Below are 26,479 nucleotides of genomic sequence, written 5' to 3'. Positions count from 1 at the left end.
CTGCCTTGATCTTTGAAAGGTCAAGAATATCATTCACGATCGTTAAAAGGTTCTCCGAACTGGTTTCTATCACAGTAATGAACTCTGCCTGCTCATCGTTCAGTTCTGTCGACTTGAGAAGCTGCGTAAATCCGACAATGCCGTTAAGCGGCGTACGTATTTCATGTGACATGTTGGCAAGGAAAAGATCTTTCGCCGTGTTGGCTTCACGTATTGTATTGGTCAAAAATTTATAAATGGCATTAATATCTCTTTTGTCTACCAGTCTCTGCAGTTCTTTTTGCTGCTCAATGCTCAATACTGCCTCAATATCCCTGAGGGTATCTTCAAAGAGCTGCTCCCCTTTATGGATGTTGTTATACACCACCAGGAAGATTAAAAGCAAAAGCAGCATAACCAGTATGCCTGCGGCATACTGTATCAAGGTATTTTTGGCCTCTGACTGCTTTGTTTCTATATATTTACTGCCCGAAGAGAGGAGTATCTCCTGCGCAAGAGAGAGATACCTGTCTTTGTTTTCCGTCAGTGCTTTCCACTCCTCAGTACCGATCTTGTATTTCCCGTCAATCGCTCCGTAAAGTACTGCTACTCTTTCATTTGTGCCTATTTTGGCATAGGCTTCCGGAGAAACCACAGCATTGAGTTTTCTGACGACAGTCCTGTCTTCCAGACCGGCATAGGAAGGCAGCTGGTCCTTTACAACCAGGCTGTTCCAGATCACAAGGTCCTTGTCTGTCATTTTTTTTGAACGTTCCAGAACAAAGAACATACCGCTGTTTTCCAGTGCAAGATCCTCTTTCAGCTCTGCAAACCGTGTATACGTCTGTGCATACTGTTTCAGTCTTTCAAGCGTATCGGCAGCAGAGACAATGCGCATGGCACCTATCAATGAATTGAATATTTTGTCATGATACGTTTCGTAAAAAATATTACGATAATCCGAACTCAGTGTATCGATCTGTGTCCGAACATATTTTAAATTTTCCCTGACCGAGCCCACTCGTCGCCGATAGCGTTTGAACATACTGTTTTGACCGATAAAACGGTCAAATTCTTTGAGTGACATATCCGTATCTTTTCTGTTCTTTTCCATTTTATCATAGCCGGTTTTACCGTCATTTCCCATATAAACGGCACTCTGCAGACGTTCACGCGCAATAGCATCAAGTACCCTGCCGGCTTCCTTTACAAAAGCAGTATTTTTGTTGCTTTGGTGTACAGATTCATATGTCCTGAAAGCAAAATAGCTCTTATAGGAGAAAAATGCCAGTCCGCCGAGCGCTGCCAGAATGAGTATTAAAAATATCGTTTTATTGTTTATCGTTTTCATACTGCTCTCCTACTGGTTTTTACTGTGATAGAGTGCTATTTGGGCAACAACACTCTCAAGATAGGTACCCGACAGGAACATCAGTCCGGGAATGAAGAGCATATCAGACCGGTCAAGATAATACTTGTTCTTCTTCCAGGAATCCAGCAGTGTCATCTTGACCTGCTTCATAGTCTCCGGATAGGCATAGGCATCGATCCGGGCAAGGTTTTTTTCAAGCATTTTGACAGCGTTCTGCATCTGTTCCTTATTGGTTGGTGTTTCAAACCCGACATGTACTGCCATATAGTACTTCATCACTCTTTGCAGAAGGTATTCTATCTTTTTGGCTGACATCAGCATCGCTTCTTCTTTGGAAAAATCATATTTATGTGCCGCAGCGATCGAATCTGCCCCCTCCAGAAGTGTTTCACTGTAGTCAAGCATCAAAGCTGCTTTTTCCTCATCAGGTGCAGTTTCAAATATCTGTGCAATCTGCTCTTTGCTGTATGCCAGAAACTCCAGAATATCTTTGGTATCCTTGTCTTTGGTCGTTGTAGCGATAACCCTGAAATCGCTGCCCAGCTTTCCAAGGGCATTATCCAGTTTTTCTCTGATCAGATGGTCTTCGGGATACCGGTAATAATACAGATAGTCTTTGGCCACTTTTTGACTCAGATATCTGATATTTTCGGAAGCTTCAATGATCTTGACATCCCCTCTCGTAGCGGCAAGTACTTTACTTTTACCTGTCTGTGCAGTACTGTCGGCAGGAGCGTTCCGGTCCGTCTGAGGTGCAGCACCCCAAAGCACAGACACCGTAGCCAGTATATAAAAAGTTTTTTTCATAAGTCGTCCTTTAACTATTTATACAGTTCAACATACAGTCCGGTAATGTCATTCATCTGTTTGGTAATATCGTCAGTCGTATTGAAAACGATCAGAGGCAGGCCGCCTTTTTCAATATTCAGGTAGAACTTGTAGACGATCTTCCAAAGTCTGTTGATCTTGTTGAGCTTTCTGTTGATCTCAGGCGTGTTGTTCTCATTTTTCATCAGTATTTCATTTGAATCCGCAAAAAGCTTGACCGCCGCTTTCATCTGGTCTACAGTATTTTTGTCCCTGATACCGGCCTGATAGGCAATATAATACTTGGCGATACGTTGTGCAAGCATTCTCTGTCTTCCCGCCATATCGACAATTTTAGACGCTTTGACATTGGCAAGTTTTTTCAGAGAAGTAACGACATACTGACTTCCTTCAAGCATAGATTCACTCAAGTCAAGGATCAGCTGGGCATTGTCGATACTGAACGGTTCTTTCGAAGTTGCCTCAAAATCTTCACTACTCATCTGTACGAAGGCCAGCAAGTTCTGAATATCGGGATCGTTGATGGAATCTACAAGTTTTTTCTGCGCTGTTTTCATCTCTTCAAGTGACTGGGTCAATTCTTTGCTTGCTTTACTGACAGCTATTTTTTTCCCTATGTACATATAATCTTTGGCGATTCTCTGGGAAAGCATCCTCTGTCTTCCCGCAATATCGATCAATTGTACAATATCCATAGTCACTTTGCTTTTGGCAGCATTCGCAGTTTGCACTGCAGCAGGAGAAACAGGATTTTCAGCCATGACCCATTCAGTACCTGACAATATAAGAACTGCAGCCAAGCCTATTTTTTTCATCATATTTTTTTTCATCTTTTTTCCTTTTATTTTGTTTCATTGGCAACATAGAGTTGTGTTGCTTTGTTCATATCTTTCAGCATATCATCCGATTTTTTGTAAATCAGTGTCGGAATAAATTTGGTCGTATTGCTCTGATTCATCATTTCAAAATATTTAAAAGAACGCTGTACTTTTTTCAAAAGCAAAGCAATCTCTTTTGTTGTAAGCGGTGAAGACTCCAATGTTTTAAGCGATGTACCAAAAAGCTTCATTGCATCCCCAAGTTTTTTCCTGAACTTCGGATCATCCACACCCCATACTTTCAGCATATACAGACTTGCCATTCTCTGGGAGAGCATACGCTGTCTGCCCGCTATGTTGACTATCTCTCCTGACCTTTTTCCTGAATCTTTGCTAAACAGAATAGTTGCCTCATTGGAAGCTTTTAAAAGCTGATCCAAATCTTTTTGCAGTGTTTCAACCTTTTCTTTGGACGGTTTTTCAGACAATATCTGCCTAATCGGAACCCAAAGCGTCTGCACGGTTTGCAAACTTTTTTTCGTCTCTGCCTTTTTCGTATACTTCAAAAGCGCTGCCAGATGGTCTTCAAACGCACCGATGGTTTTTTGAAGATCTTCCTCCGGTTTGCCATAGGTATTGCCCATGCCTATCATCGCATAATCCTTCAGCATACGCTGGGTATACATTCTTTGTTTACCCGCCGTATCTACTGCCTGTGTCGCATTGGCAATTTCTACGGCACAGGCAAACGTACTGATCATACTGAACAGGACAAAGCTTTTTAGAAACATTCCTTTTTTTTCAGCCATAAAATCTCTCATTTCTTTTCCTTTTTTTCCTGTGCGGCATACAGCCCGGTTGCCGTATTCATATCTTTTAAGATATCATTGGATTTTTTATAGATCAGTGTCGGAATAAATTTGGAATTTGACCTGTTCATGATTTCAAAGAACATAAAAGATTTTTGGGCTCTTTTCAGCAGTGTCATAATTTCCGGTGTAGTCATTTTGGACTTCATCAGTTTATCCAGGGAGCTTTTGAACAAATCCATGGCTTTTGTCATTTTTACCTTGAACTGAGGGTCATTGACACCCCATACTTTCAGCATGTACAAACTTGCCATTCTCTGGGAAAGCATACGCTGACGGCCTGAAATGTTAATGATCTCACCTGAGACCTTGCCTGTCTGTTTGGCAAAAAGACCCACCGCCTCATTGGACTGCTTCAGCAGGGCTTCAAGATCTTCCTGCATTTTGGCTGCTTTTTCTTTGCGTGGTGTTTCTTTCAGCGCGGCTTTGATGGGCATCCACATTTTTTTGACTTTCTGCAAACTTTTCGCTGTCGCCGGATCTTTATTGAATGCGATCAGCGCATTTAAATGATCTTCAAAATTTCCCATGATTTTTTTAAGATCTTCGGAAGGATTGCCAAAATTGTTTTCCAACCCTATCATGGCATAATCTTTCAGCATTCGCTGGGTATACATTCTCTGTTTGCCTGCCACATCCACGGCCACAGAAAGGTTCGAAATTTCTATGGCATACACAACACTGCCAGACAACAGGACCAAAAGAACGATCCTCTTCCATATTCGCATAACTTTATCCATCCTCACTCCTTTTAATCTGTCTCAATTGTAAATCGGAAGGCAGTCTGTGCTGTCTTCTTCCTGACAAAAGAATTTTTTTACTTAAATCATTACTATTTTTATTATAACTAAGAAATAAGTAATATTAGTAGATTTAAATCAATATATATCATTTAAAGATATTTCAATGATATTCTCATGATATTATTCTGACTTTTTTTCCTGTATAGCTCATAGAATGAAAAAAATAGTGAAAATATTCCTTTTCTTTATCAAGATAGTATCAGTGTATCATTTGAATTAAAAAACAAGAAGAGCATTTTCAGAAAAAAATTTTTCTAAAAATGGCTATAATAGCACTATATTTGACTCAGGATATTGGCATATCCGGAATATGAGTGCACAGAAAGGATGATTATCAATGAAAAAAAACTTTTTTTTCTTCTCAATATCTCTGCTTTTTCTGCAGGCGAACAGCACTATGGAAGAGGTTTATTTGAAAAATGCCTGTAACTCCTGTCATGGTATGTACGGGGAAGGTATGGGCGCAGCGCCGAGGCTTCAGGGGCAAAGAGAAAATGTACTTTTAAGAAAGTTGAGAAATCTTCAGAAGGGAAAGACACGTACCGCTTTCGGTACCATCATGATTTCTTTTGCCAAAACACTCGATCAAAATCAAACCGTTGAAATGGCAAAATATCTTTCAACACTGAAGCGAGTAGAACCGGAAGAGACTTACGAACTCGAATCCGACAATTCCGGTGACGGCTCTTCCTGAGACAGGCACTATTGTGCGGCTGTCGTGTTTTCCTCTGCAGCAGAAGCAGTATCTGCTGCCGGTGCCGCCTCAGTTGCGGCAGGCTCCGCTGCCGGAGTCTCTTCCGAGACTTTTTCTTTCAATGAATCGACCGCAGCGGAAGTATTCTTTTTCACATTCTCAACGGCTTCTGCCGCTTTTTCTTTTACATTCTCAACCGTTTGGGAAGTTTTTGCAGCGGCATCTTGGGCTGCATGGCTGACTGTCCCTTTAACTGCTTCGACTTTTTCCTGTGCCTTTTCGCTCGCAGCCTTCATTTTTTCTTTAAGATCATCAAGTTCTTCATTCGCATCAAAAAGATCACTGTCAAGATCCTGTACTCTTTCTACGTTCGCACCGTATTCATAAACCAGTTCGCCGCCGTCTTTACCCTGCTTGAGTATCCCTGCTATGAACACAATGAGAACAAGAAGGTAGAGCGCTTTCATCAACCCTCTCTGGATCAAAGCAGAAAGCAGTTTAAAGATAACGACTATCGCCGATGCCAGCATCAGGTAGGTACCCAGAAGCTTGTGTGCTTTCAATTCGGTCTGTCCTGCCTGTGTCAAGGCATCAAATGCTTCTTTTCCGTCATGCAAACCGGTAAAATAAGCCGCGATTGCAGCGACCATACCAATAATCAGAAGAATAAAAGAAATCACTCCTATCGCTTTTTTCTTTGCAAAAAGGTTGATGATCTCAATGATCAGAACAAGAATCGGTATGGCGATCACAAAATGATCCACCGGCGGGTGAAGTAATGTGGCAATATCGAAGGGAAGTTCGACCTGTGGTAGTTTCAATGCTGGTAATTCCATGGTTTTTCCTTAGATTAAATTTTGGATTGAACGATTATAACACAAAACAAGTTAGTTTTATAATTTAGAAAGGTTTGACTACGACCATAATGACGATAAAAATCATTAAAAGTGTCGGTACTTCATTATAAAAACGGAAAAATTTACCGCTTTTATAGTAGGGATCCGCTATCAGTGTCTTTCTGATCCTGTTCAGTGAAAAACTGTATGCGATCAGCAGAGCAACCAGAAAGAGCTTTACATCCATCCAGCTGCCGCTTTGGAAAATACCTGGATTCAAATACAGCATCGTCCCGCCTGAAAGAATGGTCGCCCACATCGCAGGGACTCCTATGTAGGTATAAAGTTTATATTCCTGTACCTCAACCACTTCACCGAAAGCCTTGTTGTCCGCATGCTCCCTGTGATAAATAAAAAGCCTCGGCAGATAAAAGAGCATTGCCATCCAGCTTGTAAAACTCATCACATGAAATGCCAGTATCCAGGTATAGTATGCCATTTTAATTCTCCAAAATCGTAAAATCTTTTTTGCTGTAAACAACCAGCTGTAATTTCTTATAATACCCAAGATGTGCATAGTGTATCTTGAGTTTTGACCCGTTTTCAGGGGTGAGTTTTCTGTTTTTGAAATAGATCGGGATCTTTTTGCCGTTGACGTATAAATATTTATTTTTATACACTCCGACGATTTCCCGCACTACTTCATTTTGCCGCCAGATCCCAAGTGCCTGATAGAACGGTGTCAGGCTGACGGAACCTTTCTCTTTGAGTTTCACCAAAGCAGTGATTTCTTTCAAACCTTTATAGGTAGAAATTTCCTGCACCCTGAGATCATACCTCCTGCCTTCTTTCAGGTCATTGACAGTACCGTAGAGAAAGATCCCCCGCCCCTGGGGTGTCTGTTTTACAACGGCATATCTTCCGCGCTTCAAAACCACTACAGCATTGTTTAAATCCACAGGAGCATCAAGACTTTCCATCTGGTAAAGGTCATCGATCTTTTTGGGGACAGGCGGCTTGTTTTTCATATCTTCCCCGGAAATACTGAACGGTTTTACATCAAAATAGGCATAGACCGGAAGATGGTCAGAATAGCCTTTTCCCGCATGCCTGCCTCCCTTCATTTGCCAGCTGTTGATGTAGCCTTTGGGGGTAAAAAGCATCGCTGACTTGAAAACATTGAAAGAGTGGTTCACATAGTCAATATGCTTCCCGTCAAAAAGTGTGGCAGGCAGTAAAATGTGGTCAAGTGTACTTTTGGTACCGTAAAACCTGTGACTCCACCGTTTTTTATAAGGCAGTTCCTGCCAAAGGTTAAAATGTTCTCCCTTTTTTCCTCTGATGATCTCTGCCTTGCTGATCAGATGATCACCTCTGAGTGTATGCAGAACCTGATTTATACCTGTCACGCCATGACGGTCATCCAACCTTTTTTTCAAGGTCAGATAGGCATCATAATTACTGTTGAGATCTCCCAGAATGATGTATTCTTTGTCTTTCGGCATGGCAAGAATTCGTTTTTCCAGGGTTCTGGCAGAAGCAATACGCTTGCTCTCGTAGCCTTTTCGGCTTTTGGATTTCCAGTGGTTTACAAAGAGGGTAAGCGGTCTTCCCTGTATCTCCACTTCAGCTTCCAGAATGTTGCGTATTCCCGGTGCGGTACTTACCTGTAAATCTCTGCTTTTCTTTATGGGATATCGTGACAATACAGCTACCTGGATGGAAGAACCTTCTTTATGGCTTATGGCAGCATACCGGTAGCCGCACCCCACGCGCTTCAGACGCCGGGAAAGCAGGTCAAAGACAAAAGCATTCTCAATTTCCTGCAAACCGACAATATCGGCATCCAGTGCACAGATCACTTCTGCCGTATGGTTTAACTTGATCTGCATCATCCGGGTCGACCAGTTGTGTTTTCCCGGAATGAACTCATCATATTCCGTGCCCTGCACCTTGTCATCAAAGAGATTTTCTACATTATAGGTAGCCACTTTGAAAGGTTTGGCAAGCAGTAAAAAAGGAATCAGTAACATAAAAAGAATAGGCATAGTGAAGTGTAACAAAAAAAAGATAGAAAGGAAATTTGTATGTCAAATTGACATACAATTTAGTGTGCTTCAATACTTTTCAGCAAATCCAGAAATTCTTCTTTGTTTCCAAAGCCTTCGACCGTATCGATCACCGTTTTACCGTCACTGCCGATAAAATAAAAAGAGGGTGTTCCCAGCCGTTTCATGCCCAGCGGCAGTTTTTGTGTCAGAAGGTTCATTTTGACCAATACAAATTTTTTGTTGAGCGCAGCTTTTACTTCAGGTTCCACCATCACTTCTCTGTCCATCCGCATACACCATCTGCAATAAGGAATATACCCTTCGATGAGAATGATCTTTCCCTCTTTTTTGGCGATTTGTTTCGCCGCATCATAGCTGTAACGCCTGACACCGTGCCTGCGCATCATTTTCTCGGCATACTCATACATAAAATCCGCCAGTGCTTCTATATCGTCTTCGTTCAGTTGGCCTTTCATGCTCGGCATCTTTCCGAAAAAACGGGTAAATTTCTTTGAGATCACACCTTTTTCTTTGGAGGGATCGGCAAGATAACCGGTCAGCCAGTCCTCTATCTGAAATTTTTGTCCTTCCGCATCAGTCTTTCTATCCCCTACCTGGTCCTTGAGCATAAAGGACATTTCCGTCAGCGTGGGTGCGGTCAGATTCAAGTCTGTATTGTTATGTTCGGCATTGGCGATGATCTTGTTCTGAGGAATGTAATACTGGTGGCAGGAAGCACATTTTGCTTTGAATACTTCTTCTCCGGATACTGCGAAAAGCAGTGTGTTCAACAGCACGGTGGTCATTATCAAAAATTTCACAGCATCTTTCCTATGGCAGTTTTATGGCATCTTCAAGCAGCACGATCTGCTGTTCTTCTATGAGAGCGGTGAGTGTCCGTTTGAAATTTTTCTTGCTCATTCCAAACACTTTTTTGATCTCTTCAGCATCACTTTTGTAAGTAAAAGGAAGCTTACCGTCCGCCTCTTTAAGGTGCTTCAGAATGATTCCCTCCGCTTCGCCTATCTTGGCCTGTTTTCCTATGGGCTGCAAAGAGAGATCGAGTTTGCCATCCTTGCGAACCGTTTTGATGTAGACTTTTTTTCGCTCACCTACTTTGACAGGTTCAAAGATCTCATTGGAAAACAGCATCCCTTCATACTGATTGTCCGCAATCACTTTATACCCAAGCGGCGTAGGGGCCAGGACAATGGCATCAAGCACTTTGTTTTGATGCAGCCCTTTCATGTCGCGGTTGAAATACTTCCCGATCTTTTGTGTTCCATACAGCCGCCCGGTCTGCTCATCAAGACAGACACGCAGCAAATATTTTTTACCTATGTTAAAGTGTTCTTTCTGCTGGGAAAGCGGCACAAAGAGGTCTTTGGGCAGTCCCCAGTTGACAAAGGCGCCGTAGGGTTTGTAGTCGACCACGGTAAAATAGCCATATTCCCCCAGTTTGGCATAGGGCATCTTCGTCGTAGCCACCGGTCGGTCTTCACTGTCCGTATAGACAAAGACATCCAGCAGAGCCCCCATAGGCATTTCATCTTCCATGATGTAAACATTGGGCAGCAGTACTTCTTTGTAGTCTTTGGCGGCAAGGTAGTAACCAAAATCTGTATCACGTTCTATTTTGAGGGTATTGATTTCACCTGTTTTGATTTGTTCATTTTGAATTTTTTGTTCTGGCATTGTGTCATTCCGTTTTTTTTCATGTTTCGTAAGGTTATTACGATGTATTGGTAAAAGTATAGCGTAATTTTTTGCTATAATCAGCCAAAAAAATGACTGAGGAGTCAACTATGCAGCAGGAAAAAGCGATTTTGGCAGGCGGATGTTTCTGGGGAATGCAGGAGCTTATGCGCAAACTCCACGGTGTCATCAGCACAAGGGTGGGCTACACGGGCGGGGAAATACCCCATGCCACGTACCGTAATCATGGCAACCATGCGGAAGCCGTAGAAATACGCTTCGACCTTGCGCAGATAAGCTATAGAGATTTGCTGGAATTCTTCTTTCAGATACATGATCCTTCAACCGAAGACAGACAGGGCAATGACAGAGGAAGCTCGTACCGTTCGGAGATCTTCTATACTACACAGGAGCAGAAAGAAACAGCCTTGCAAACCATCAAAGATATTGATGCCAGCGGCTTGTGGCCGGGAAAGGTCGTTACCAAAGTAAGCAAAGCAAGTGATTTCTGGGAGGCAGAACCGGAACACCAAGACTACCTTCAACACTATCCGAACGGATATACTTGCCACTTTGTACGCCCTGAGTGGGTGCTGCCAAAAACATAAGGGGACCGCTAACACTACGCTCATTTCAAACGTACCCCTCTGTGCAGAAACACGTATTACACACACCTGCACAGATTATTGGGTACACTTCACCTATCTTATTGATACAAAGGAATTTTATTATGCGTAAAGTATTACTGTTTTTAGCATTAGGCATCGCTGTGATGGCGAAAACACAGACGATTGTCTTTGCCGCCGGATGTTTTTGGGGTGTAGAGAAGCACTTCGAACACCTTGACGGGGTCAAGAGTGCTACGTCCGGCTATGCCGGCGGGAATTATGACAACCCTGACTACAAGAAGGTACTGGCACACAGAAAGAGCAAAAAAAATGTTATTAACTATGCCGAATCTGTAAAAGTAGTGTATGATGACAGCAAGATTTCGACAAAGAGCCTCATCAAGTCATTCTGGGAGCTGCATGATCCTACCCAGGGAAACAGACAGGGTAACGACAGAGGAGACAACTACCGTTCTGCGCTTTATTACACCACGGACAGACAAAAAGAAATAGCTTTGTCAACCAAAAAAATATACCAAAAGCTCCTGAACAAAGCAGGGTATGGCACCATCACTACAGAGATAAAACCACTCAAAAAGTTTTATCCTGCAGAAAACTATCACCAGGACTACTTAGAGAAAAATCCGTTTGGCTACTGTCCCAACCATGCAACAGGTGTAAAGTTTGGCAAGCAAAAGGCAGCCACCGGCACCATCTTGCCGCTGGGCGGCAAAGAGATCGTCGTGATAGATGCCCTGCACTGTAGATTTTGTGAAAAATTCAAAAAGAATGTCACAGACTATTATAACGGTACGCTGCCTCTGAGAACCGTACACCAAAATGCTCTCAAAGGCTTCACACTCAATACCAAGATAGAAGGAACGCCTACTATTCTGTTCATAAAAGACGGCAGAGAAGTAGAGTCTTTTGTGGGCTACATGGATGAAAAGGCATTTTACAAAGCGGTCGGAGCGTTCAAGCTGGGTAAAGACAGTGAAGGCTACGATGTGGCGTTTCGCAAAAGTACCGATGGCAGATTTTGCAAAAAATATGATGAATTCAAACATACAGGCGATGGTGTTTTTAGAGACAAGATCTCGGGAGATATTCTCTTCGACACCCGTGACAGATTTAACTCTGGTTCAGGATGGCTCAGCTTTTTCAAGGCTGTAGATGGCGCTACCGTTCAAAAAGAGGACAATAGCTTTGGTATGCATCGTGTAGAGATCATTGCCAAAAAGTCAGGGGCACATTTGGGACATGTCTTTAACGATGCACCGGGAGGCAGACAACGGTTTTGCATCAATGCAACGATATTGGAATTTGTCCCAAGAGATCACATAAAAAAGCAGCTGAAAAAGTAATGCGAAAAGCGGGATCTTCCATAAAATCAAGGAGAAAAAATGTTCTTAATGTATTCACTTCTCATAAAAAAGCAACCACTCCAATACATTAATAATCTGTATCTTCTTGTCATCAACTATCTCCTCGGAACTCGGATCCATCGTCAACAGGGACAGTTGTATTTCATTTGAGCGTTGCAATTCATCAGAAGCTTTTATCAATGCCCTTAACTCACGCTTTTTAGTCTTTGCATCAGAAAGTGTATGGCTCACCTGTACCAAATAGGTAATTTTTTCATACTCTTTAATCAAAAAATCTACCTCATAGCCTTGGGCCGTTTTAACATAATAAATTTCACTATGTCTTCGCTTCAACTCAAGATAGACTATATTTTCAAGCATATCTCCAATACGCTTCCCTACTTCAAAAGAGACTCTTTTGGAAAGCCCCGTATCTATAGAGTAGATCTTCCTTGGATTCACATACTGTTTTTGCAAAGACCAGTCAAACAATGGTACAGATTGGATCATATAAGTATTTTCCAGATATTCCATATATCTACTGGCAAGATCATGAGACACCCCCAGTCTGTTCTTCATCTTGGTAATAGAAACAGCATTTGAAATAGAAGACAAAAGAAAGATGGATAGTTGTTCCAAGATTCTAAAATTATCTAACTTATACCTGGCAACAATGTCTCTTAGCAAAATAGAATCAAAGTAACTTTTCAGTTCAGCTTCTTTCAGTAACAGATCTTCAGTGAGGACAACCTTGGGGAAACCGCCGTGCAGCATATATTGTTCAAAATGACGCTCTACCTCTAACTGATACCTTATGAGGTCATAAGGTTTTTCAATCACAACATGATTAAATAACAGATACTCTCTAAAACTGAGTGGAGACACTTGTATGTCTAAATACCTTCCACTTAGAGAACTTCCTATCTCTTTACTTAAGAGTTTGGAATTGGAGCCCGTTGCATACAGATGTGAAGTACCAAGTTCATATTCTTTGAGCAGCCATTTTTCAAATCCATCTATATTTTGCACTTCATCCAAAAAGATATAGGGCTTCTCCTGGGGATTCATATAATACAAATATGCCTGTTTGATCTCTTCAAGAAGTTGCAAAGACAAAGAAGTTGCAAAACGCGGATCTTCCAAATTGACGAACAGAATATTCTCTTTGGAAACACCTTTCTCAATAAGGTTTTGAATATGATTTAAAAGAATTGTTGACTTTCCGCTGCGTCTCACTCCTTTAAGAAAAACGATTTCATTTGTGCTGGCTTTATGTGCCACTTCAGATTCATATGTTTTACGCACAAAACTCTCTCTGAAAGGTTTGGACCAAAAATTCCAATCTTCCAGGATAGCTAATATTTCTTTCTTATCCAAAATAATCCTTTTGTTGATTTTGAAGGACTATTATACCATAAAATAGGTAGATGTATCAGATGATTTTTCACTTATTTGGGGTTTTAGCATTTTGCATGGTCATATTTGAATTTAAAATTGATACTTTTTAGACACAGAACAAATTACATGCATCACTTTACTCTGTGTTGCGGCATCCCATTACTTCGCTATACCTTTTAAATGCTCCGCAAAGGCATCGGGTTTGATGAACCCTGTCAAGCTTTTTTCCGGCAGGTATTTGTTCTTTTTGTCAAAGAAAATAATATTGGGCGTACCGAAAAGTTCAAACTTTTTCAGCAGTGCTTTTTCTGCATCGGTATTGTCCGTCACATCGACCTGAATGAAGGTAAAATGCTTCAGTGCTGCCTTTACTTTGGGGTTGGGGAAAGTGATCTCTTCGAGTTCTTTGCAGGCGGTACAGGAATCTTTCCCGAAATCAACCACTACCGGCTTTTTGGAAGCAGCCACTTCCTTCATCAGGCGGTCAATGGTGTAACCGCGGTGATTTTCTTTCTTTTGGGAAGCAATCGCCGAGGCACTGCCTCTGCCGGAAGTGAATTTTTCAAACGGTTGGAGCATGGAATCCGCACTACTGAGCGCACCGACAAACAGAGATGCCCCGTACAGCATAAAGACCACTGCAAGCAGTTGTACCATTTTTTTTACCCCTTTTTTGGCACTGCTCGGGTCGAAAACACCCATGTAGAGTGCCGAGCCCATGAAGAGCAGCGACCAGAGGACCAGGGTGATACTCTCGGGAAGAATACGTGACAGCATGAAGATAGCCAGTCCGAGCATCATCACCCCGAATACCTGAGATACAGTCGTCATCCAGCCGCCGGGTTTGGGCATGAATTTTCCTGCACCGATACCCACAAGCAAAAGCGGTACCCCCATACCCATACTCATAACGAACAGGGCTACACCGCCGAGAAAAGCATCGCCTGTATGCGAAATGAACAGCACTGCTCCGCCCAGAGGCGGCGCCACACACGGTCCGACAATAAGTGCCGACAGCAGTCCCATGACAGCGGTTCCTATGATACCGCCTTTCTGCCCCGCCTCATCGCTCGCAGCCGAAATTTTGGACTGCCACGAAGCAGGAAGTCCCAGTTCATAGTAGCCAAAGAGAGAAAATGCCAGAGCCACGAACATCGCGGCAAATGCAGTCAGTACCCACGGATTCTGCATGGCAGTCTGTATATCTGCGCCCAAAAGTCCTGCTATGACCCCCACAACAGTATAAGTCAGCGCCATGGACACGACATAGACCAGCGATGTAAAGAAAGCTTTTCCCACACTCGGCTTCCTGTTTCCAGACTGGGAAACAATGATCGAGGAAAGGATCGGGATCATCGGGAAGACACACGGTGTCAGTGCCAGCAGAAGACCGAAGATAAAAAAGAGCAGAATAATGAAGAAAGAATTTTCGTGGCCAAGGACATCTGCGATCTTTGCCGTATTGCCTTCATGTGTCAAAGAGGAGATCTTGTCAAAAATGCCTGCTTCGGCCCCCTTGAACTTAAACTGTTTTTTAATCGGCTGATAACAGATACCCCTGTCAGAACAACCCATAAATTCCATTTCAAGCGTATAGTCCCCTTTGACCCGGGAAGTGATCTCCTTGACAGGGATCACTACATCGACCTCTTTTTGATAGACCTTATCTCCGTCAAGATCATGCGCTTTGGGTTTTTTTACCTTCAATTCAAACTGCTTTGGGGCAACAATGCGATAATGCAGAGAATCTTTATAGACATGTATCTTGTCTGCGAGTACAATTTTCGTTTCTATCGTGTCACCGACCTGCACTGCTGTAGCATGGAAAGCTTTATCAGGGGAAAGAAACTTGTTTTTCTTCAAGGCACTGCTGAAACCGCCAAATACCAAACCGCTAAAAAGTAGACTCAAAATAAGTAACTTTTTGATCAAATTCTGCATTTTCTCTCTTTTATGTTGAACTTTTTATAGTATTCTATTGTACTATCTGTGTATAAGCTGTGTAATATTAGCGAAAATGGATTAACCATTTATTGCATATCCATTCTAAAGGCGATTGAAATGGCAAATCATTTAAAAGAAGAACATTCACCCTATCTTCAGCAGCATGCTGACAACCCTGTAGACTGGTATCCCTGGGGGGAAGAAGCCTTTCAAAAAGCACGTGACGAGCATAAGCCCGTTTTTCTGAGCATCGGCTACAGTTCCTGCCACTGGTGCCATGTCATGGAACATGAATCATTCCAGGATGACAAAACGGCAAAGATACTCAATACTTATTTTGTTTCCATCAAAGTAGACCGGGAGGAGCGTCCTGACATCGACAAGCATTTCCAGAGTGTCTACCAGCTCATGAACGGGCGTCCCGGAGGCTGGCCCACATCTATTTTCCTCACAGAAGACCTCAAGCCTTTCTACTCGGCGACCTACATTCCCGATGAGCCCAAATACGGTATGATGAGTTTTTCTTCTCTGCTTGAAGTCATTGCAGACAAATACAAAAATGACAAAAAGGTACTTGTCAGCGAAGCCGATAAAATACTCAAACACCTCAACCCCAAAGAGAGCAAGATACAGGCGACCAAACTTGATGAAAGTATTATGGCGAGAGTTCTCAAGCAGGCAGAGCAGCTCTTTGACAGCAAAGAAGGCGGTTTCAACAAAGCCCCCAAATTCCCGCAGGCATCCACACTCGAACTGCTGCTCGACCTTTACCGTATCACCGATGAGAAGGAGGCGCTGAATATGTCCGTCCAGTCTCTCTCTTCCATGGCAAGGGGAGGGCTCAGGGACTTGGTAGAGGGCGGTTTCTGCCGTTATTCCACCGACAATGAATGGCTGGTACCCCATTTTGAAAAGATGACTTACGACAATGCACTCCTTGCCTCGGTCTACCTCCAGGCTTACCATGTTACCCACAATACTTTTTACAAAGATGTGGCGTTTGAAACACTGGATTTCATGCTGGAAAAAATGAAAGAAAATGAACTTTTCTATTCTGCTTCCGATGCCGATACGGAAGGGGTGGAAGGAAAATATTTTGTCTATACCTATGAAAAAGCGCTCAAATCCTTTAGCAAAGCGGGGATCCCGCCCAAAGCACAGACAAAACTGGCTGAAACCCTGCACATTACCCCCCAGGGAAACTTTGAAGGCAAAAATATCGTCCGGGTGGACGATCCGGCACATTTGGATATACCCTACTATCAAGAAGCTCTCGCAGCACTCAGGAAACAGCGGAAAGAAAAACGTGTCTACCCGTTTATCGACACTAAAGTCATTGTCTCCTGGAATGCAATGATGGTTACCTCGCTCTTTCAAGCCGGAAGGGTAGAGAAAAAATATTTGAAACAGGCAAAAAAATCTCTTGACAGACTGCTCGACACCATGTATCTCAACGCACAGCTCTTTCATTCGGTGCTCATTGGCAAAAAACCAAAGATCCATGCCTTTCTCGAAGACTATGCCTATCTTGGTGAAGCCCTGATAGAGGCATATGAAAGTACCCTGGATGAAACGTACCTCATCATCGCTACCAAACTGGCAAACAATGCCATAGAGAAATACTATCAGCACGGAAAATGGAAATTCTCCAGAGGAGAGTTTGAAACCGATGCCGATATTTATGACAGTTCGTATCCTTCTTCCGTCGCAACCATGGTCTCACTGCTTCACAGTCTTTCCTCACTGGTCGATACCGTTTACAAGAAGTTCGTTTTCAAAACCCTGGAGATCCACTCATACGATGTGATGCGGCAGCCTGTTTCAACCCCGAAAATGACGAGGATGGTCATTCGCTATCTTAAAGACGATATCATCATCAAAGCCAGGCAGGATCTTCTGATACCCCATATAGCACAACGTGATACGATCACCTACCCGTATACTTTTTTCAAAAACGATACCAATGACGGGTTTATGCTTTGCAACTCCAACAGCTGTTTCGGTCATGAGAAAGATTTCAAAGGTATTGTGGAGAGAGTGGAAAAACGCCGGCACGATTAAATGAAAAAGTTTTGGCCCATGCTCTTTTGCATACTCTCACTTCTCACTGCAGAGCCAATGGAGCAGCGTACCCGTATTTTAATGGGAACCTATGTCACTGTTACCCTCCCCTCGGGTCATAACAGGGAGATCAGCCATACTTTCAAACTGCTCAAAGACATTGAAGGTTCCCTCTCTACTTTTGACAGAAATGCTTCACTCTACAGATTGAACCATACCCACCGTATATCCTATGATGCCTGTCTTGCAGAAGCACTGGAACGCTCCAAAGTCTACTACGAAAAGACACAGGGGTACTTTGACGTGACCATAGGGTCTATTTCCAAAAAACTTTATCATTTCGGTGAAGCACGAACCTATTCTCCGTCCAAAGTACAACTCGAAAAAGCACCCTTGAATATCGACGGTATTCATATCAGCAAAAAGTACATCATGACCGATACCGATATTACCGTCGATCTCGGCGGCATGGGAAAAGGGTACGGTGCAGACAAAGCAGCCGCCTATCTTCTGGAGCAGAATATTTCACGAGGGATCATTGCCCTGAGCGGAGATATCCGCTGTCTCGGTCCGTGCAAAGTCTATTTGCAGTCTCCTTTTTCAGAACAGACCTTTGCCAGAACTGAAGCCAGAGTTCCCGACCTCTCCGTATCAACCAGTGGCACCTACCGGCGGTATGCCGCCAAAAAGTCGGAACACCATCTCATTGACCCCAAAACTGCTGAGCAGGAAAAGACCTTTGTTTCGGTATCTCTCTTCAGCCGTGCCGACAACAGTACCATAGATGCCTATGCCACCGCTGTCGCAGTCATGCCAAAAAAGAAAGCCCTGGCATTTTTAAAATCTCATCAACAGATCGGGTATGTACTGGTTGAAACCGATGGTACTGTCATTTACGGGAACCTGGAGCCGTTCATATATATAAAATGGCGTAAAAAACCTGCGGGATTTGCCATACCTACAACGATACATAAACCATGAACAGCAATACCAGAAATATGCCCGTGAACAGCGATATCGAGACCAGCTTGATCCACCCCGACAGTACTACACCCGAAATGATCAGCCCGTAAACCGAAATGTCGAACAAGGCTGCCGCAAAAAGTAGCATTGCCACAAAAAGTGAGACATACTGGGACACTCTGGTACTGAAAAGCATAAAATGCGCTACAGTAAAAATAAGCATACCCATGGCAAAAAGATGCGGCGCTGCCACTTCTGCAAAATGCTGCCAGCTTTTCTTTTCCGGTAAAACGATGATCTTGTGCAGTGTGGCCAAAATACTGCTGCTCCCGGAAAGTCCCTGTGACAGTAAAAAGAGCCATATACCGCTGCCGAGTATCAGCAGTGTATAGAATATCGTGTATCCGATAGGCAGTTTGTAAAGCGGATATTTCTTCATTTCAAAAGCAGTTTTTTCAAAATTCTCAGCCCCATCAACACAGCGGACAGATGCCATACGGCAAACGATACCAGCCAGATATACGCAAAAAACATATTAGTAAAATAAGCCAAAAGCAGCGCAGGAGGTGCAGTCATACCGCTGATAAATACAGCATGTACCACTTTTTTCGTTCTCTTGTTTTTTGGAAAAAGCCTGATATAGACAGAGCTGAGTATCAGCACGGCAAAAAGGGTCATAAAAAGATCGATATGCACCTGAAGCAGCAGTGCATCAATGAGCATAGGCTCTTCAAAGTTTTCTGCATTCCCGTACAGTGTACTCTGCAGTGACGGTATATCGAATCCGATAACATAACCGTGCAGAACCACATCCAGTCCAAGATAGAACAACAGGACAAACACGACTGCCGACATCAGATTGGCAAGCAGCGAGGAGTGCGCCAGGTCTTTGGTGACGAGAAACTTCATAAACCTACTTTTGAATCACGCTTAGAAGCAATGCTCTTGCGATCCGTGCTCCGTCAGTGATATTCCGTGCAGAGAGCGTTGCCCCGCTGATGGTCGGTATGTCTTTACCCATAGTCAAAGGCGCAGAAACATTTTTTGACTTGAACTGGCCCATCCATGTCTGATTGGGAAGAAATTCCGGCGGTTCGCCAAAAGCCATGATCTCAGTGAACCGGAGTGTACCCGACGGAGTAAAAGCATAAAGGACCGTTGCCATCTTGGTTCTGACTTTTCTGCTTATCAGTATACCGTACCCGATGGTCCTGCCGCCGCTTTTGATTTCATAATAACGGTACACCTTGGTTCTGACAGGTGCCTTTGCCTGTGCCTGTACTTTTTTATACGCTGCTTTGTTCAGCACCAGGGACTTCGCATCGATGGAACTTACCCCTTCGAAAGAGCTTTGAACCGCCTCTTCAACTTTGGCGTTGGCTTTGGCAGAAGCGCCCTGCCCCAAAAGTATTGCCAACAGCACGCCTGCAAAAATCTTTTTCATATCTCTCTTTTCCAACATATGTTATTTTTAGAAAACAAATCCCAGACCGAACGAAAAAATGTCTTCATCTTTGCTGTCAACCTCTTTCATTGCGTAGTCAGCCTTGAGTACCACCTGATCTACCGGAAAGAAGTTCAATCCGATTGTAGTCGTTTTTGTCTTATATTTGTCTTCATTCGACCCGTCAACCGTGGATGCCGCAGGATTGAAGTCTTCATATTGGACAAAAACCGGTGTTTTGTACCCGAGCCCCGCAACCATTCCTATATCGTATGCAGCGTTCACATAATATCCGCTCGCCTTTTCCACTGCACTGTTACCCAGTTTTTCGGCACCGTCAAGACTGCTTTGCGTGTAAAGTCCATACGCTTTGAATGCACCGCTCTCATAGGCAGCATGGATGTCAAACATGGTTGCCGTCAAGCCTGAAACATTCTGAACAGGATCCGTCGGAAGCGGATCTTTCAGATTTGATCCGCCGCCGTAATAAACTGATACACCGACAAGAAGACCGTTCACTCCGGCATAATCTACCCTGCCGACAAAGGCAGGATCAAAAGAGGCTTTAGCTTTCGACCCCTGTCTTCCGTCTCTGATCCAGTTACTGTTCGGTTGTCTCGTTCCACTGTTGTTCATGTTCAGTGCATTGATCACACCGGCTGTATATTCGATACCGGTGTTACCGAATCGGCCATAGACCAAGGCACCGTTTTCATGCCAGGTACTCGGAATCAGTTTATTCTCTACTTCCGGTCTCTGAACCGTGTTAAACAGGATCGGTTCATGTCTAAGATTAATGAGCCCCATCGGTACAAGAAAATTCCCCAGCCTGAAGTTGGCTTCGTCTCTCCACAGAAAATCAAGATACATAAATTCAATGGCCACTTCGCCGCCATCCTGTGCTGTCCCGCCATGTTCGAACTCCACTTCGGCATTCAATATGACATTTTCGGAAAACTTGTAACCAAAATAAGTGACAAAACGGTAGACATCGGCATAGTCATCCGAGCCTTTTGGATTTGCATAGTACATTTCTCCGTATCCGCCGATGGAAAGCGGATTCTTTGAGAAATAGACTTTGGAAGCAGCAGGCCCCAGCCCGTTATAGGTTTTCTCCGTATCTACCAGTGTAAATCCTTCTGTTTGCGAAGCAAGCACTTCTTCTGTCAGGGTATTGTTCTTCTCTTCAAGTGCAGACACTCTTTTTTCAAGACTTTCTGCGTTTACCCCTGTAGCAAAAAGCGTTGCCATAGCCAGTGTTGTTGTTATCTTTTTCATAATCATTCCTTGTTTTTAATTTTGATATTTATTATCGAAGTCGTAATATAGGATATTTAAACTTAAAGTATAATTGTTTTGATAATTCTTATCATTTATTTATACCGGTTTTAATTCACTTTTTATCTACAGACACTATAATCTGACTAGATAATTATCATTACCACACCGACTCAACACAAGGAAGCTTCCATGCAAAAATTCTTTTTTATCCTTCTTGCCCTGACGCCCGCACTCTTTGCTGTGTCAAACCAGAGCAAAGTATGCCAGAAATGCCACCCTGCCATTTACAGTGAATACTATAATTCTTCCCATCGCAAAGCGTCCGTGGTCAACGACCCCATCCACAAAGCCTGCTGGAACCAATACCCCAAGAGTGCCAAAGGCTATACCTGTGCCAAATGCCACTCCCCCACCGACAAAAAAGTAATGAAAACCGGCATACTGACAGAAAACGATGAGATACAAAGAGAAGAACCCATCTCCTGTGCCTTCTGCCACACCATCAAAGAAGTAGATAAAGGTACGCTCTCCAACACCAACATAAGTACCGGAAAGCTCAAAGAATTTTTTACGGCGGAAAAGTCGAAGAAAGGCACAAAAACTGCCCATTTTGAAACAAAATCCTCCTGGTTCGGGCTGATCAAAACATCACAGAACTCACCTTATCATAAAATAAACTATAACAACGAAAACTACTACAACGGCAATGTCTGCATGGGGTGCCACTCACACACCGACAATAATCACGGTCTGGACATTGTCATGCTCGATGCCTTGATAGACAAAAACGACAAAAATACCTGCATCAGCTGTCATATGCCGCAGGTACCCGGTTCAAAAGTGACACTGCATCAAAGCAAAACACACGCCTACCACGGTATTGCCGGTATTCACAATATGAACAAATCCATGGGCAAATATATTGACTTCAAGGTAAAACAGACAGCTGACGGTTTCAGCATAGATGTCATCAACCATGCCAACCATGCCCTTTTCGGCCAGCCCTACAGAGAAGGAAAACTGCTTGTAAGCCTACAAAGAGACGGCAAAACCCTACCGCTCAAACCGTTTGTCTTTACCCGCATACTTGCCAAAGACGGAAAACCGGCTATGCCGTGGAATGCTGATGCGACCCTGAAAGACACAATCATTTATGCCCATAAAAAGATCGACTATGCACAGCCCCTGCAGAAAGGAGATACCCTTTCCATTACCCTCGGCATACAGCTCCTCTCCAAAGAGGGAGCAAAAGCACTGAACCTTGAAAAAGAGAGTCAGACCACACGCCTGCGGATACTCAAAGAAGAAACGGTACATTTTTGATCTGTCAGGCGGCGTATGACGGAAATATCCTAATGTTATTTGGCTATAATACAACCTAAATAACAACGTGTATCAAGCACAAGGATTTCTATGATCAAAAAATGCCTCTTCCCCGCAGCCGGCTACGGTACCCGGTTTCTTCCTGCTACCAAAGCGACCCCCAAAGAGATGCTTCCTGTACTCACCAAACCTCTCATCCAGTATGGTGTCGAAGAAGCACTTGAAGCAGGCATTACCACTATGGCCATCGTTACCGGCCGGGGGAAACGTGCCATTGAGGACCATTTCGATATATCCTATGAACTGGAACACCAGATCAAAGGAACAGCCAAAGAGCCGCTTCTGGCTGAGATCCGCTCTCTCATCAGCCAATGTACGTTTTCCTACACCAGACAGGTTGAAATGAAAGGACTGGGCCATGCCATTCTCACCGGGGAAACCCTCATAGGGAACGAACCGTTTGCCGTAGTACTTGCAGACGACCTCTGCACCAGTCACAGCGACGGTATACTCAGCCAAATGATCGAAGTTTACGACAAGTACCAATGCTCTGTCGTAGCCATAGAAGAAGTTCCGAAGGAAGAGACTGACAAATACGGAGTGATCGCAGGAAACCCGGTAGACGGCACGGACCATACCTACCGTGTTACAGACATGGTGGAAAAACCTGACCCCAAAGAGGCACCGACCAATATGGCAATCATAGGCCGCTATATCCTGACACCGGACATTTTCAATATCATCAGAAATACCAAACCGGGCAAAGGCGGAGAGATACAGATTACCGATGCATTGCTTGAACAGGCGAAAGCAGGCCGTGTCATCGCCTACAAATTCAAGGGCAAACGTTTTGACTGCGGTTCGGTTGACGGATTTGTAGAAGCTACGAATTATTTTTATAATGAAAGGAAATAGTTGTTAGATTTCCTAAAAGCGATTTTTCAAAATAAAAAACTTTTATGGTCTTTGACCAAAAATGATTTTAAACAAAAGTATGTTGGAAATTTTCTCGGTGTGTTTTGGGCACTCATACAACCTACAGCCACCGTTTTGATTTTTTGGTTTGTATTTCAGGTCGGATTCAAATCTAAACCTGTAGATCAGTTCCCTTTTATACTTTGGCTCATTGTCGGGCTGTTTCCGTGGTTCTTTTTTTCAGAAGCGTTTATGAACGGGACAAACAGCATTCTGCAAAACAGTTTTTTAGTGAAAAAAGTTGTTTTCAGGGTTAGCTTATTGCCCGTTATTCCTCTGCTTTCAGCCCTGTTGGTACATATTTTTTTCATATTTTTGATGTTCGGTATGTTCATCTTTTATGGCCATATGCCCAAAATCTACTGGCTTCAAATCTTTTATTATCTCACTGCAATGTGCGTACTGCTTCTGGGGCTTTCCTGGATCACTTCTTCGGTAGTCGTCTTTTTTAAAGACATGGGGCAGCTTGTCAACATTGTCATTCAGTTTGGCTTTTGGCTCACACCTATCTTCTGGAACATCTCCATGATACCGGAAAAATACCATTGGCTGATACGGCTGAACCCTCTGGTATACATCATTGAAGGGTACAGGAGCAGTATGATCTACCATAAATGGTTTTGGGAAGATATGTCAATGACTGTTTACTATTGGCTGTTCACGGCCGTCATATTTATAGTCGGCGGTTTAACTTTCAAAAAACTCAGACCTCATTTTGCGGATGTATTGTAATGAATAATGATATTGCTATAAAAGTAGAAAATCTGACGAAAATCTACCATCTCTACGATAAACCACAAGACAGACTCAAAGAAGCACTCAATCCTTTTAACAAGTCCTATCACCATGATTTCTATGCCATGCAGAATGTTTCATTTGAAATCAGAAGAGGAGAAACTGTCGGTATCCTCGGTCGTAACGGTGCAGGAAAATCAACACTGCTGAAGATGATCACCGGCGTTCTCACTCCCACTTCCGGTTCCATGGAGGTACAGGGAAAAATCGCATCACTCTTGGAACTTGGTGCAGGTTTCAACCCTGAAATGACCGGAATGGAAAATATTTATCTCAATGGCACACTCATGGGCTTTACAAAAGAGGAGATGGATAAAAAGATAGATGATATTATTGCTTTTGCAGACATTGGAGAATTTATTTATCAGCCTGCAAAAATGTACAGTTCCGGCATGTATGCACGGCTGGCCTTTGCTGTATCGATCAATGTTGAACCGGAAATTCTGATCGTAGATGAAGCATTGAGTGTAGGAGACATAAAGTTTCAAATTAAGTGTATTAACAAATTCAAGGAATTGCAGGAAAAAGGCATCACTATTCTGTTTGTCAGCCATGATCTTTTTACTGTACGCAGTTTTTGTAATAAAGCCATATGGCTGCATGACGGCCAGGTAAAAGAAACTGGTGACGTTACAGAAGTAACAGCACATTACAATGAGTTCATGTATGGCACAGCCGATGAAACAAGTGGAACTTCAAAGAAAGATGATACGTATTCTGAAGTACTTACCAAAGATTTTGATGCAATCAACCGTTGGGGCGACATGGAAGGTATTATTGAATATGTAGAGGTACTCAATAACAATGACAAACCTGAAAATATCTTTACACTCAACCAGACCATCACGATCAAGATGGTCGTCAATACTGAGCAGGTTGCAACAGACAATCTGAGTTTTGCTATTTCTGTAAAAGATAAAAATGGCGTAGACCTCATTGTCAGCACAACGATGGATCAATCGCACAAACTCAACACACAGGCCGATAGGATAGGGGTATTCTTCAAGTTTGAAAACTACCTGGCAACGGGCGAATATATTGTAGTGGCAGCTGTGGAAGACAGAACAATGGGTACACCGCATTACTATGATTATATTGAAGGAGCCTGTTATTTTAAAAGTGAAGTAGCAGATATGCGTTTTGGTCTATTCCATCAGCCGGTTACACAACTGATCAAGTACAAAGGATAATAAAATATGCAAAATAATGTTAATTCAAAAGAATATTGGGATGAACGCTTTGCAAGTGGAGACTGGGAGGAAAAAGGCGGCAATCAGCAGACACATTATTTTTATGAACTTCTTTGTACATTGTTACCCAAACATTTAAAACAGGAATTCGACAATCCATCCAAACACTTTTCCATGGCAGATGTTGGCTGTGCGGAAGGTGACGGTACGAAACTTCTTTCAGAGACTTTTCCCAATGCCGAGATTACAGGAATCGATATTGCAGAATCAGCAATACAAAAAGCACAATCACTCTATACAGATATTTTTTTCTCAAACAAACTAGACAAGCAATACGATATAGTTATTTCTTCTAATGTTTTAGAGCATTTTGAAGATCCCTTTGTTCATTTAAATGAACTTTTTAACCATAGTAATCAATATGTTGTCATACTGGTACCCTTTGAAGAATATGATCGTATCGATGAACATTTTTATACTTTTTTATATAAAGATTTCAAATTAAAATTCAATGGGTTCAACCTCATACATATTCATGGTATTCAGGCAGATAAAAACATTTGGGAGGGGAAACAACATCTTTTTATTTATCAGAAAAATGCTGCCTTAAATAAAATTTCACTTGAAAACTTCGGTCTTCAAAAAATGATAACAACATTTGAAAATGAACTTTGTGTAAAAGAAAATGAACTTCAGGGAAAAGAAAAGCAACTTCAGGAAAAAGAAAAGCAACTTCAAGTTTTACAATATCAAATGAATAATGTAACCAATGAACTCGATTCAATCAGATATTCCACTATCTGGAAACTGGCTAGTAAATATTATAAATTTAGGGATAACGCTCCGTTGATCAAAAGGTTAATCAGCAAACTTAAAAAGAATGCAATCACATCTCATATACAACACAATATTTCTTCTCAAAACAAAGTAGTGTTAGCAAAAATTCTAAACAAGTATCCAACCCAGACCATTATGATACTTCCCCCGCTGGTAGACTGGAACATACCGTTATTCCAGCGTCCTCAGCATTTGGCCAAAAATATTGCCAAACAGAATATACTTTACTTCTTTTGTACCCCAAATGGTCTATACGATCATATTGACGGATTTGAAGAAGTATCTGAGAAATGCTATATAACCAACCGCTTTGATCTGGTAGACCAGATAACAGATCGGAAAAAAGTATAT

The 26,479-nt window shown here is 42.7% G+C and carries 26 protein-coding genes; 10 read left to right on the top strand and 16 right to left on the bottom strand.

Features of this window, described 5'->3' with window-relative positions; genetic code table 11:
• From F8L24_RS03705 to F8L24_RS03685, 5 genes are all read right to left on the bottom strand, one after another.
• The coding region (locus F8L24_RS03705) for a histidine kinase dimerization/phospho-acceptor domain-containing protein (protein ID WP_294951928.1) at positions 1–1,330 on the bottom strand (1,330 nt) is incomplete at its 3' end.
• 9 nt (positions 1,331–1,339) lie between these two features.
• The gene (locus F8L24_RS03700; RefSeq protein ID WP_294951925.1) at positions 1,340–2,158 is read right to left on the bottom strand and encodes a hypothetical protein; all 819 of its coding nucleotides are present in this window, start codon (positions 2,156–2,158) and stop codon (positions 1,340–1,342) included.
• Between the two features lie 14 nt (positions 2,159–2,172).
• Complete coding sequence (locus tag F8L24_RS03695) at positions 2,173–3,009, bottom strand: type IV pili methyl-accepting chemotaxis transducer N-terminal domain-containing protein (RefSeq protein ID WP_294951922.1); 837 nt, start codon at positions 3,007–3,009, stop codon at positions 2,173–2,175.
• A gap of 11 nt (positions 3,010–3,020) precedes the next feature.
• Positions 3,021–3,818 carry a type IV pili methyl-accepting chemotaxis transducer N-terminal domain-containing protein gene (locus tag F8L24_RS03690; RefSeq protein WP_294951920.1) on the bottom strand — a complete coding sequence of 266 codons (798 nt, stop codon included), beginning with the start codon at positions 3,816–3,818 and terminating at the stop codon, positions 3,021–3,023.
• A complete protein-coding gene (locus F8L24_RS03685; protein ID WP_294951918.1) occupies positions 3,815–4,606 on the bottom strand; it encodes a type IV pili methyl-accepting chemotaxis transducer N-terminal domain-containing protein in 792 nt (263 codons plus the stop codon). The genes F8L24_RS03690 and F8L24_RS03685 overlap by 4 nt, the downstream gene beginning before the upstream one ends.
• A 400-nt stretch (positions 4,607–5,006) precedes the next feature.
• Here F8L24_RS03685 and F8L24_RS03680 point away from each other — a divergent pair, with 400 nt between their 5' ends.
• The gene (locus tag F8L24_RS03680; protein WP_294951915.1) at positions 5,007–5,363 is read left to right on the top strand and encodes a c-type cytochrome; all 357 of its coding nucleotides are present in this window, start codon (positions 5,007–5,009) and stop codon (positions 5,361–5,363) included.
• A gap of 8 nt (positions 5,364–5,371) precedes the next feature.
• Here the strand turns inward: F8L24_RS03680 and F8L24_RS03675 are convergent, their stop codons facing one another.
• From F8L24_RS03675 to F8L24_RS03655, 5 genes are all read right to left on the bottom strand, one after another.
• Positions 5,372–6,199, bottom strand: a complete 828-nt coding sequence (locus F8L24_RS03675) for a DUF2231 domain-containing protein (RefSeq protein ID WP_294951912.1) — start codon at positions 6,197–6,199, stop codon at positions 5,372–5,374.
• Between the two features lie 64 nt (positions 6,200–6,263).
• Complete coding sequence (gene hemJ, locus F8L24_RS03670; protein ID WP_294951909.1) at positions 6,264–6,698, bottom strand: protoporphyrinogen oxidase HemJ; 435 nt, start codon at positions 6,696–6,698, stop codon at positions 6,264–6,266.
• A gap of 1 nt (position 6,699) precedes the next feature.
• A complete protein-coding gene (locus F8L24_RS03665; protein WP_294951907.1) occupies positions 6,700–8,232 on the bottom strand; it encodes an endonuclease/exonuclease/phosphatase family protein in 1,533 nt (510 codons plus the stop codon).
• A gap of 74 nt (positions 8,233–8,306) precedes the next feature.
• On the bottom strand, positions 8,307–9,071 hold the full coding sequence (locus F8L24_RS03660) for a thioredoxin family protein (protein ID WP_294951904.1): 765 nt from the start codon (positions 9,069–9,071) through the stop codon (positions 8,307–8,309).
• Positions 9,072–9,081: 10 nt separating this feature from the next.
• A complete protein-coding gene (locus tag F8L24_RS03655; protein WP_294951901.1) occupies positions 9,082–9,945 on the bottom strand; it encodes a S1-like domain-containing RNA-binding protein in 864 nt (287 codons plus the stop codon).
• 110 nt (positions 9,946–10,055) lie between these two features.
• Between F8L24_RS03655 and msrA (F8L24_RS03650) the strand changes: the two genes are divergently transcribed.
• Together msrA (F8L24_RS03650) and msrA (F8L24_RS03645) are read left to right on the top strand one after the other, a co-directional pair.
• Positions 10,056–10,553, top strand: coding sequence for a peptide-methionine (S)-S-oxide reductase MsrA (gene msrA, locus F8L24_RS03650; protein WP_294951898.1), 498 nt, complete (start codon positions 10,056–10,058; stop codon positions 10,551–10,553).
• Between the two features lie 122 nt (positions 10,554–10,675).
• Positions 10,676–11,917 (top strand): peptide-methionine (S)-S-oxide reductase MsrA, encoded by a 1,242-nt coding sequence (msrA, locus tag F8L24_RS03645; RefSeq protein WP_294951896.1) that lies wholly within the window; start codon positions 10,676–10,678, stop codon positions 11,915–11,917.
• A gap of 54 nt (positions 11,918–11,971) precedes the next feature.
• Here msrA (F8L24_RS03645) and F8L24_RS03640 read toward each other — a convergent pair whose 3' ends face one another.
• Both F8L24_RS03640 and dsbD read right to left on the bottom strand, forming a co-directional pair.
• Positions 11,972–13,294 carry an ATP-binding protein gene (locus tag F8L24_RS03640; protein WP_294951893.1) on the bottom strand — a complete coding sequence of 441 codons (1,323 nt, stop codon included), beginning with the start codon at positions 13,292–13,294 and terminating at the stop codon, positions 11,972–11,974.
• 180 nt (positions 13,295–13,474) lie between these two features.
• Entirely contained in the window at positions 13,475–15,256 is a 1,782-nt protein-coding gene (gene dsbD, locus F8L24_RS03635; RefSeq protein ID WP_294951890.1) for a protein-disulfide reductase DsbD, read from the bottom strand.
• Between the two features lie 120 nt (positions 15,257–15,376).
• On the opposite strand from dsbD, the gene F8L24_RS03630 reads away from it, so the two are divergent.
• Both F8L24_RS03630 and F8L24_RS03625 read left to right on the top strand, forming a co-directional pair.
• Positions 15,377–17,320, top strand: coding sequence for a thioredoxin domain-containing protein (locus F8L24_RS03630; RefSeq protein ID WP_294951887.1), 1,944 nt, complete (start codon positions 15,377–15,379; stop codon positions 17,318–17,320).
• Positions 17,321–18,301 carry an FAD:protein FMN transferase gene (locus F8L24_RS03625; protein WP_294951885.1) on the top strand — a complete coding sequence of 327 codons (981 nt, stop codon included), beginning with the start codon at positions 17,321–17,323 and terminating at the stop codon, positions 18,299–18,301. It begins immediately after the preceding gene.
• Here F8L24_RS03625 and F8L24_RS03620 read toward each other — a convergent pair.
• Genes F8L24_RS03620 through F8L24_RS03605 form a run of 4 tightly spaced genes read right to left on the bottom strand, consistent with a single transcriptional unit; the run spans position 18,279 to position 21,005 of the window.
• On the bottom strand, positions 18,279–18,779 hold the full coding sequence (locus tag F8L24_RS03620; protein WP_294951882.1) for a hypothetical protein: 501 nt from the start codon (positions 18,777–18,779) through the stop codon (positions 18,279–18,281). The genes F8L24_RS03625 and F8L24_RS03620 overlap by 23 nt on opposite strands.
• The gene (locus tag F8L24_RS03615) at positions 18,719–19,192 is read right to left on the bottom strand and encodes a hypothetical protein (protein ID WP_294951880.1); all 474 of its coding nucleotides are present in this window, start codon (positions 19,190–19,192) and stop codon (positions 18,719–18,721) included. The genes F8L24_RS03620 and F8L24_RS03615 overlap by 61 nt, the downstream gene beginning before the upstream one ends.
• A gap of 4 nt (positions 19,193–19,196) precedes the next feature.
• Positions 19,197–19,727, bottom strand: coding sequence for an FMN-binding protein (locus F8L24_RS03610; RefSeq protein ID WP_294951877.1), 531 nt, complete (start codon positions 19,725–19,727; stop codon positions 19,197–19,199).
• A gap of 27 nt (positions 19,728–19,754) precedes the next feature.
• Positions 19,755–21,005 carry a porin gene (locus tag F8L24_RS03605; RefSeq protein WP_294951875.1) on the bottom strand — a complete coding sequence of 417 codons (1,251 nt, stop codon included), beginning with the start codon at positions 21,003–21,005 and terminating at the stop codon, positions 19,755–19,757.
• Positions 21,006–21,197: 192 nt separating this feature from the next.
• On the opposite strand from F8L24_RS03605, the gene F8L24_RS03600 reads away from it, so the two are divergent.
• The 5 genes from F8L24_RS03600 to F8L24_RS03580 form a co-directional block, all read left to right on the top strand.
• Positions 21,198–22,331 (top strand): multiheme c-type cytochrome, encoded by a 1,134-nt coding sequence (locus F8L24_RS03600; RefSeq protein WP_294951873.1) that lies wholly within the window; start codon positions 21,198–21,200, stop codon positions 22,329–22,331.
• Positions 22,332–22,421: 90 nt separating this feature from the next.
• Complete coding sequence (galU, locus tag F8L24_RS03595; protein ID WP_294951871.1) at positions 22,422–23,246, top strand: UTP--glucose-1-phosphate uridylyltransferase GalU; 825 nt, start codon at positions 22,422–22,424, stop codon at positions 23,244–23,246.
• Positions 23,247–24,038, top strand: coding sequence for an ABC transporter permease (locus F8L24_RS03590; protein WP_294951869.1), 792 nt, complete (start codon positions 23,247–23,249; stop codon positions 24,036–24,038).
• A complete protein-coding gene (locus tag F8L24_RS03585) occupies positions 24,038–25,291 on the top strand; it encodes an ABC transporter ATP-binding protein (protein ID WP_294951867.1) in 1,254 nt (417 codons plus the stop codon). The genes F8L24_RS03590 and F8L24_RS03585 overlap by 1 nt, the downstream gene beginning before the upstream one ends.
• Positions 25,292–25,297: 6 nt before the next feature.
• Positions 25,298–26,479 (top strand): class I SAM-dependent methyltransferase (locus F8L24_RS03580; protein ID WP_294951864.1); only part of this gene is annotated, 1,182 nt, incomplete at its 3' end.

The organism is Sulfurovum sp., assembly GCF_015493435.1.
In the GTDB taxonomy this organism is placed as follows: Bacteria; Campylobacterota; Campylobacteria; order Campylobacterales; family Sulfurovaceae; genus Sulfurovum.
Note: the sequence above shows the minus strand (reverse complement) of the source record. Positions and strands in the feature narration are given on the sequence as shown.

Bases quoted from the DNA above. Each gene is read 5' to 3' on its own strand.
- hemJ (WP_294951909.1), bottom strand. From the start codon at position 6,698: ATGGCATACTATACCTGGATACTGGCATTTCATGTGATGAGTTTTACA.
- F8L24_RS03695 (WP_294951922.1), bottom strand. From the start codon at position 3,009: ATGAAAAAAAATATGATGAAAAAAATAGGCTTGGCTGCAGTTCTTATA.
- F8L24_RS03700 (WP_294951925.1), bottom strand. From the start codon at position 2,158: ATGAAAAAAACTTTTTATATACTGGCTACGGTGTCTGTGCTTTGGGGT.
- F8L24_RS03585 (WP_294951867.1), top strand. From the start codon at position 24,038: ATGAATAATGATATTGCTATAAAAGTAGAAAATCTGACGAAAATCTAC.
- dsbD (WP_294951890.1), bottom strand. From the start codon at position 15,256: ATGCAGAATTTGATCAAAAAGTTACTTATTTTGAGTCTACTTTTTAGC.
- F8L24_RS03600 (WP_294951873.1), top strand. From the start codon at position 21,198: ATGCAAAAATTCTTTTTTATCCTTCTTGCCCTGACGCCCGCACTCTTT.
- F8L24_RS03690 (WP_294951920.1), bottom strand. From the start codon at position 3,818: ATGAGAGATTTTATGGCTGAAAAAAAAGGAATGTTTCTAAAAAGCTTT.
- F8L24_RS03630 (WP_294951887.1), top strand. From the start codon at position 15,377: ATGGCAAATCATTTAAAAGAAGAACATTCACCCTATCTTCAGCAGCAT.
- msrA (WP_294951898.1), top strand. From the start codon at position 10,056: ATGCAGCAGGAAAAAGCGATTTTGGCAGGCGGATGTTTCTGGGGAATG.
- F8L24_RS03615 (WP_294951880.1), bottom strand. From the start codon at position 19,192: ATGAAGTTTCTCGTCACCAAAGACCTGGCGCACTCCTCGCTGCTTGCC.
- F8L24_RS03625 (WP_294951885.1), top strand. From the start codon at position 17,321: ATGAAAAAGTTTTGGCCCATGCTCTTTTGCATACTCTCACTTCTCACT.
- F8L24_RS03675 (WP_294951912.1), bottom strand. From the start codon at position 6,199: ATGGAATTACCAGCATTGAAACTACCACAGGTCGAACTTCCCTTCGAT.
- galU (WP_294951871.1), top strand. From the start codon at position 22,422: ATGATCAAAAAATGCCTCTTCCCCGCAGCCGGCTACGGTACCCGGTTT.
- F8L24_RS03665 (WP_294951907.1), bottom strand. From the start codon at position 8,232: ATGTTACTGATTCCTTTTTTACTGCTTGCCAAACCTTTCAAAGTGGCT.
- F8L24_RS03610 (WP_294951877.1), bottom strand. From the start codon at position 19,727: ATGAAAAAGATTTTTGCAGGCGTGCTGTTGGCAATACTTTTGGGGCAG.
- msrA (WP_294951896.1), top strand. From the start codon at position 10,676: ATGCGTAAAGTATTACTGTTTTTAGCATTAGGCATCGCTGTGATGGCG.
- F8L24_RS03680 (WP_294951915.1), top strand. From the start codon at position 5,007: ATGAAAAAAAACTTTTTTTTCTTCTCAATATCTCTGCTTTTTCTGCAG.
- F8L24_RS03620 (WP_294951882.1), bottom strand. From the start codon at position 18,779: ATGGCATCTGTCCGCTGTGTTGATGGGGCTGAGAATTTTGAAAAAACT.
- F8L24_RS03685 (WP_294951918.1), bottom strand. From the start codon at position 4,606: ATGGATAAAGTTATGCGAATATGGAAGAGGATCGTTCTTTTGGTCCTG.
- F8L24_RS03605 (WP_294951875.1), bottom strand. From the start codon at position 21,005: ATGAAAAAGATAACAACAACACTGGCTATGGCAACGCTTTTTGCTACA.
- F8L24_RS03655 (WP_294951901.1), bottom strand. From the start codon at position 9,945: ATGCCAGAACAAAAAATTCAAAATGAACAAATCAAAACAGGTGAAATC.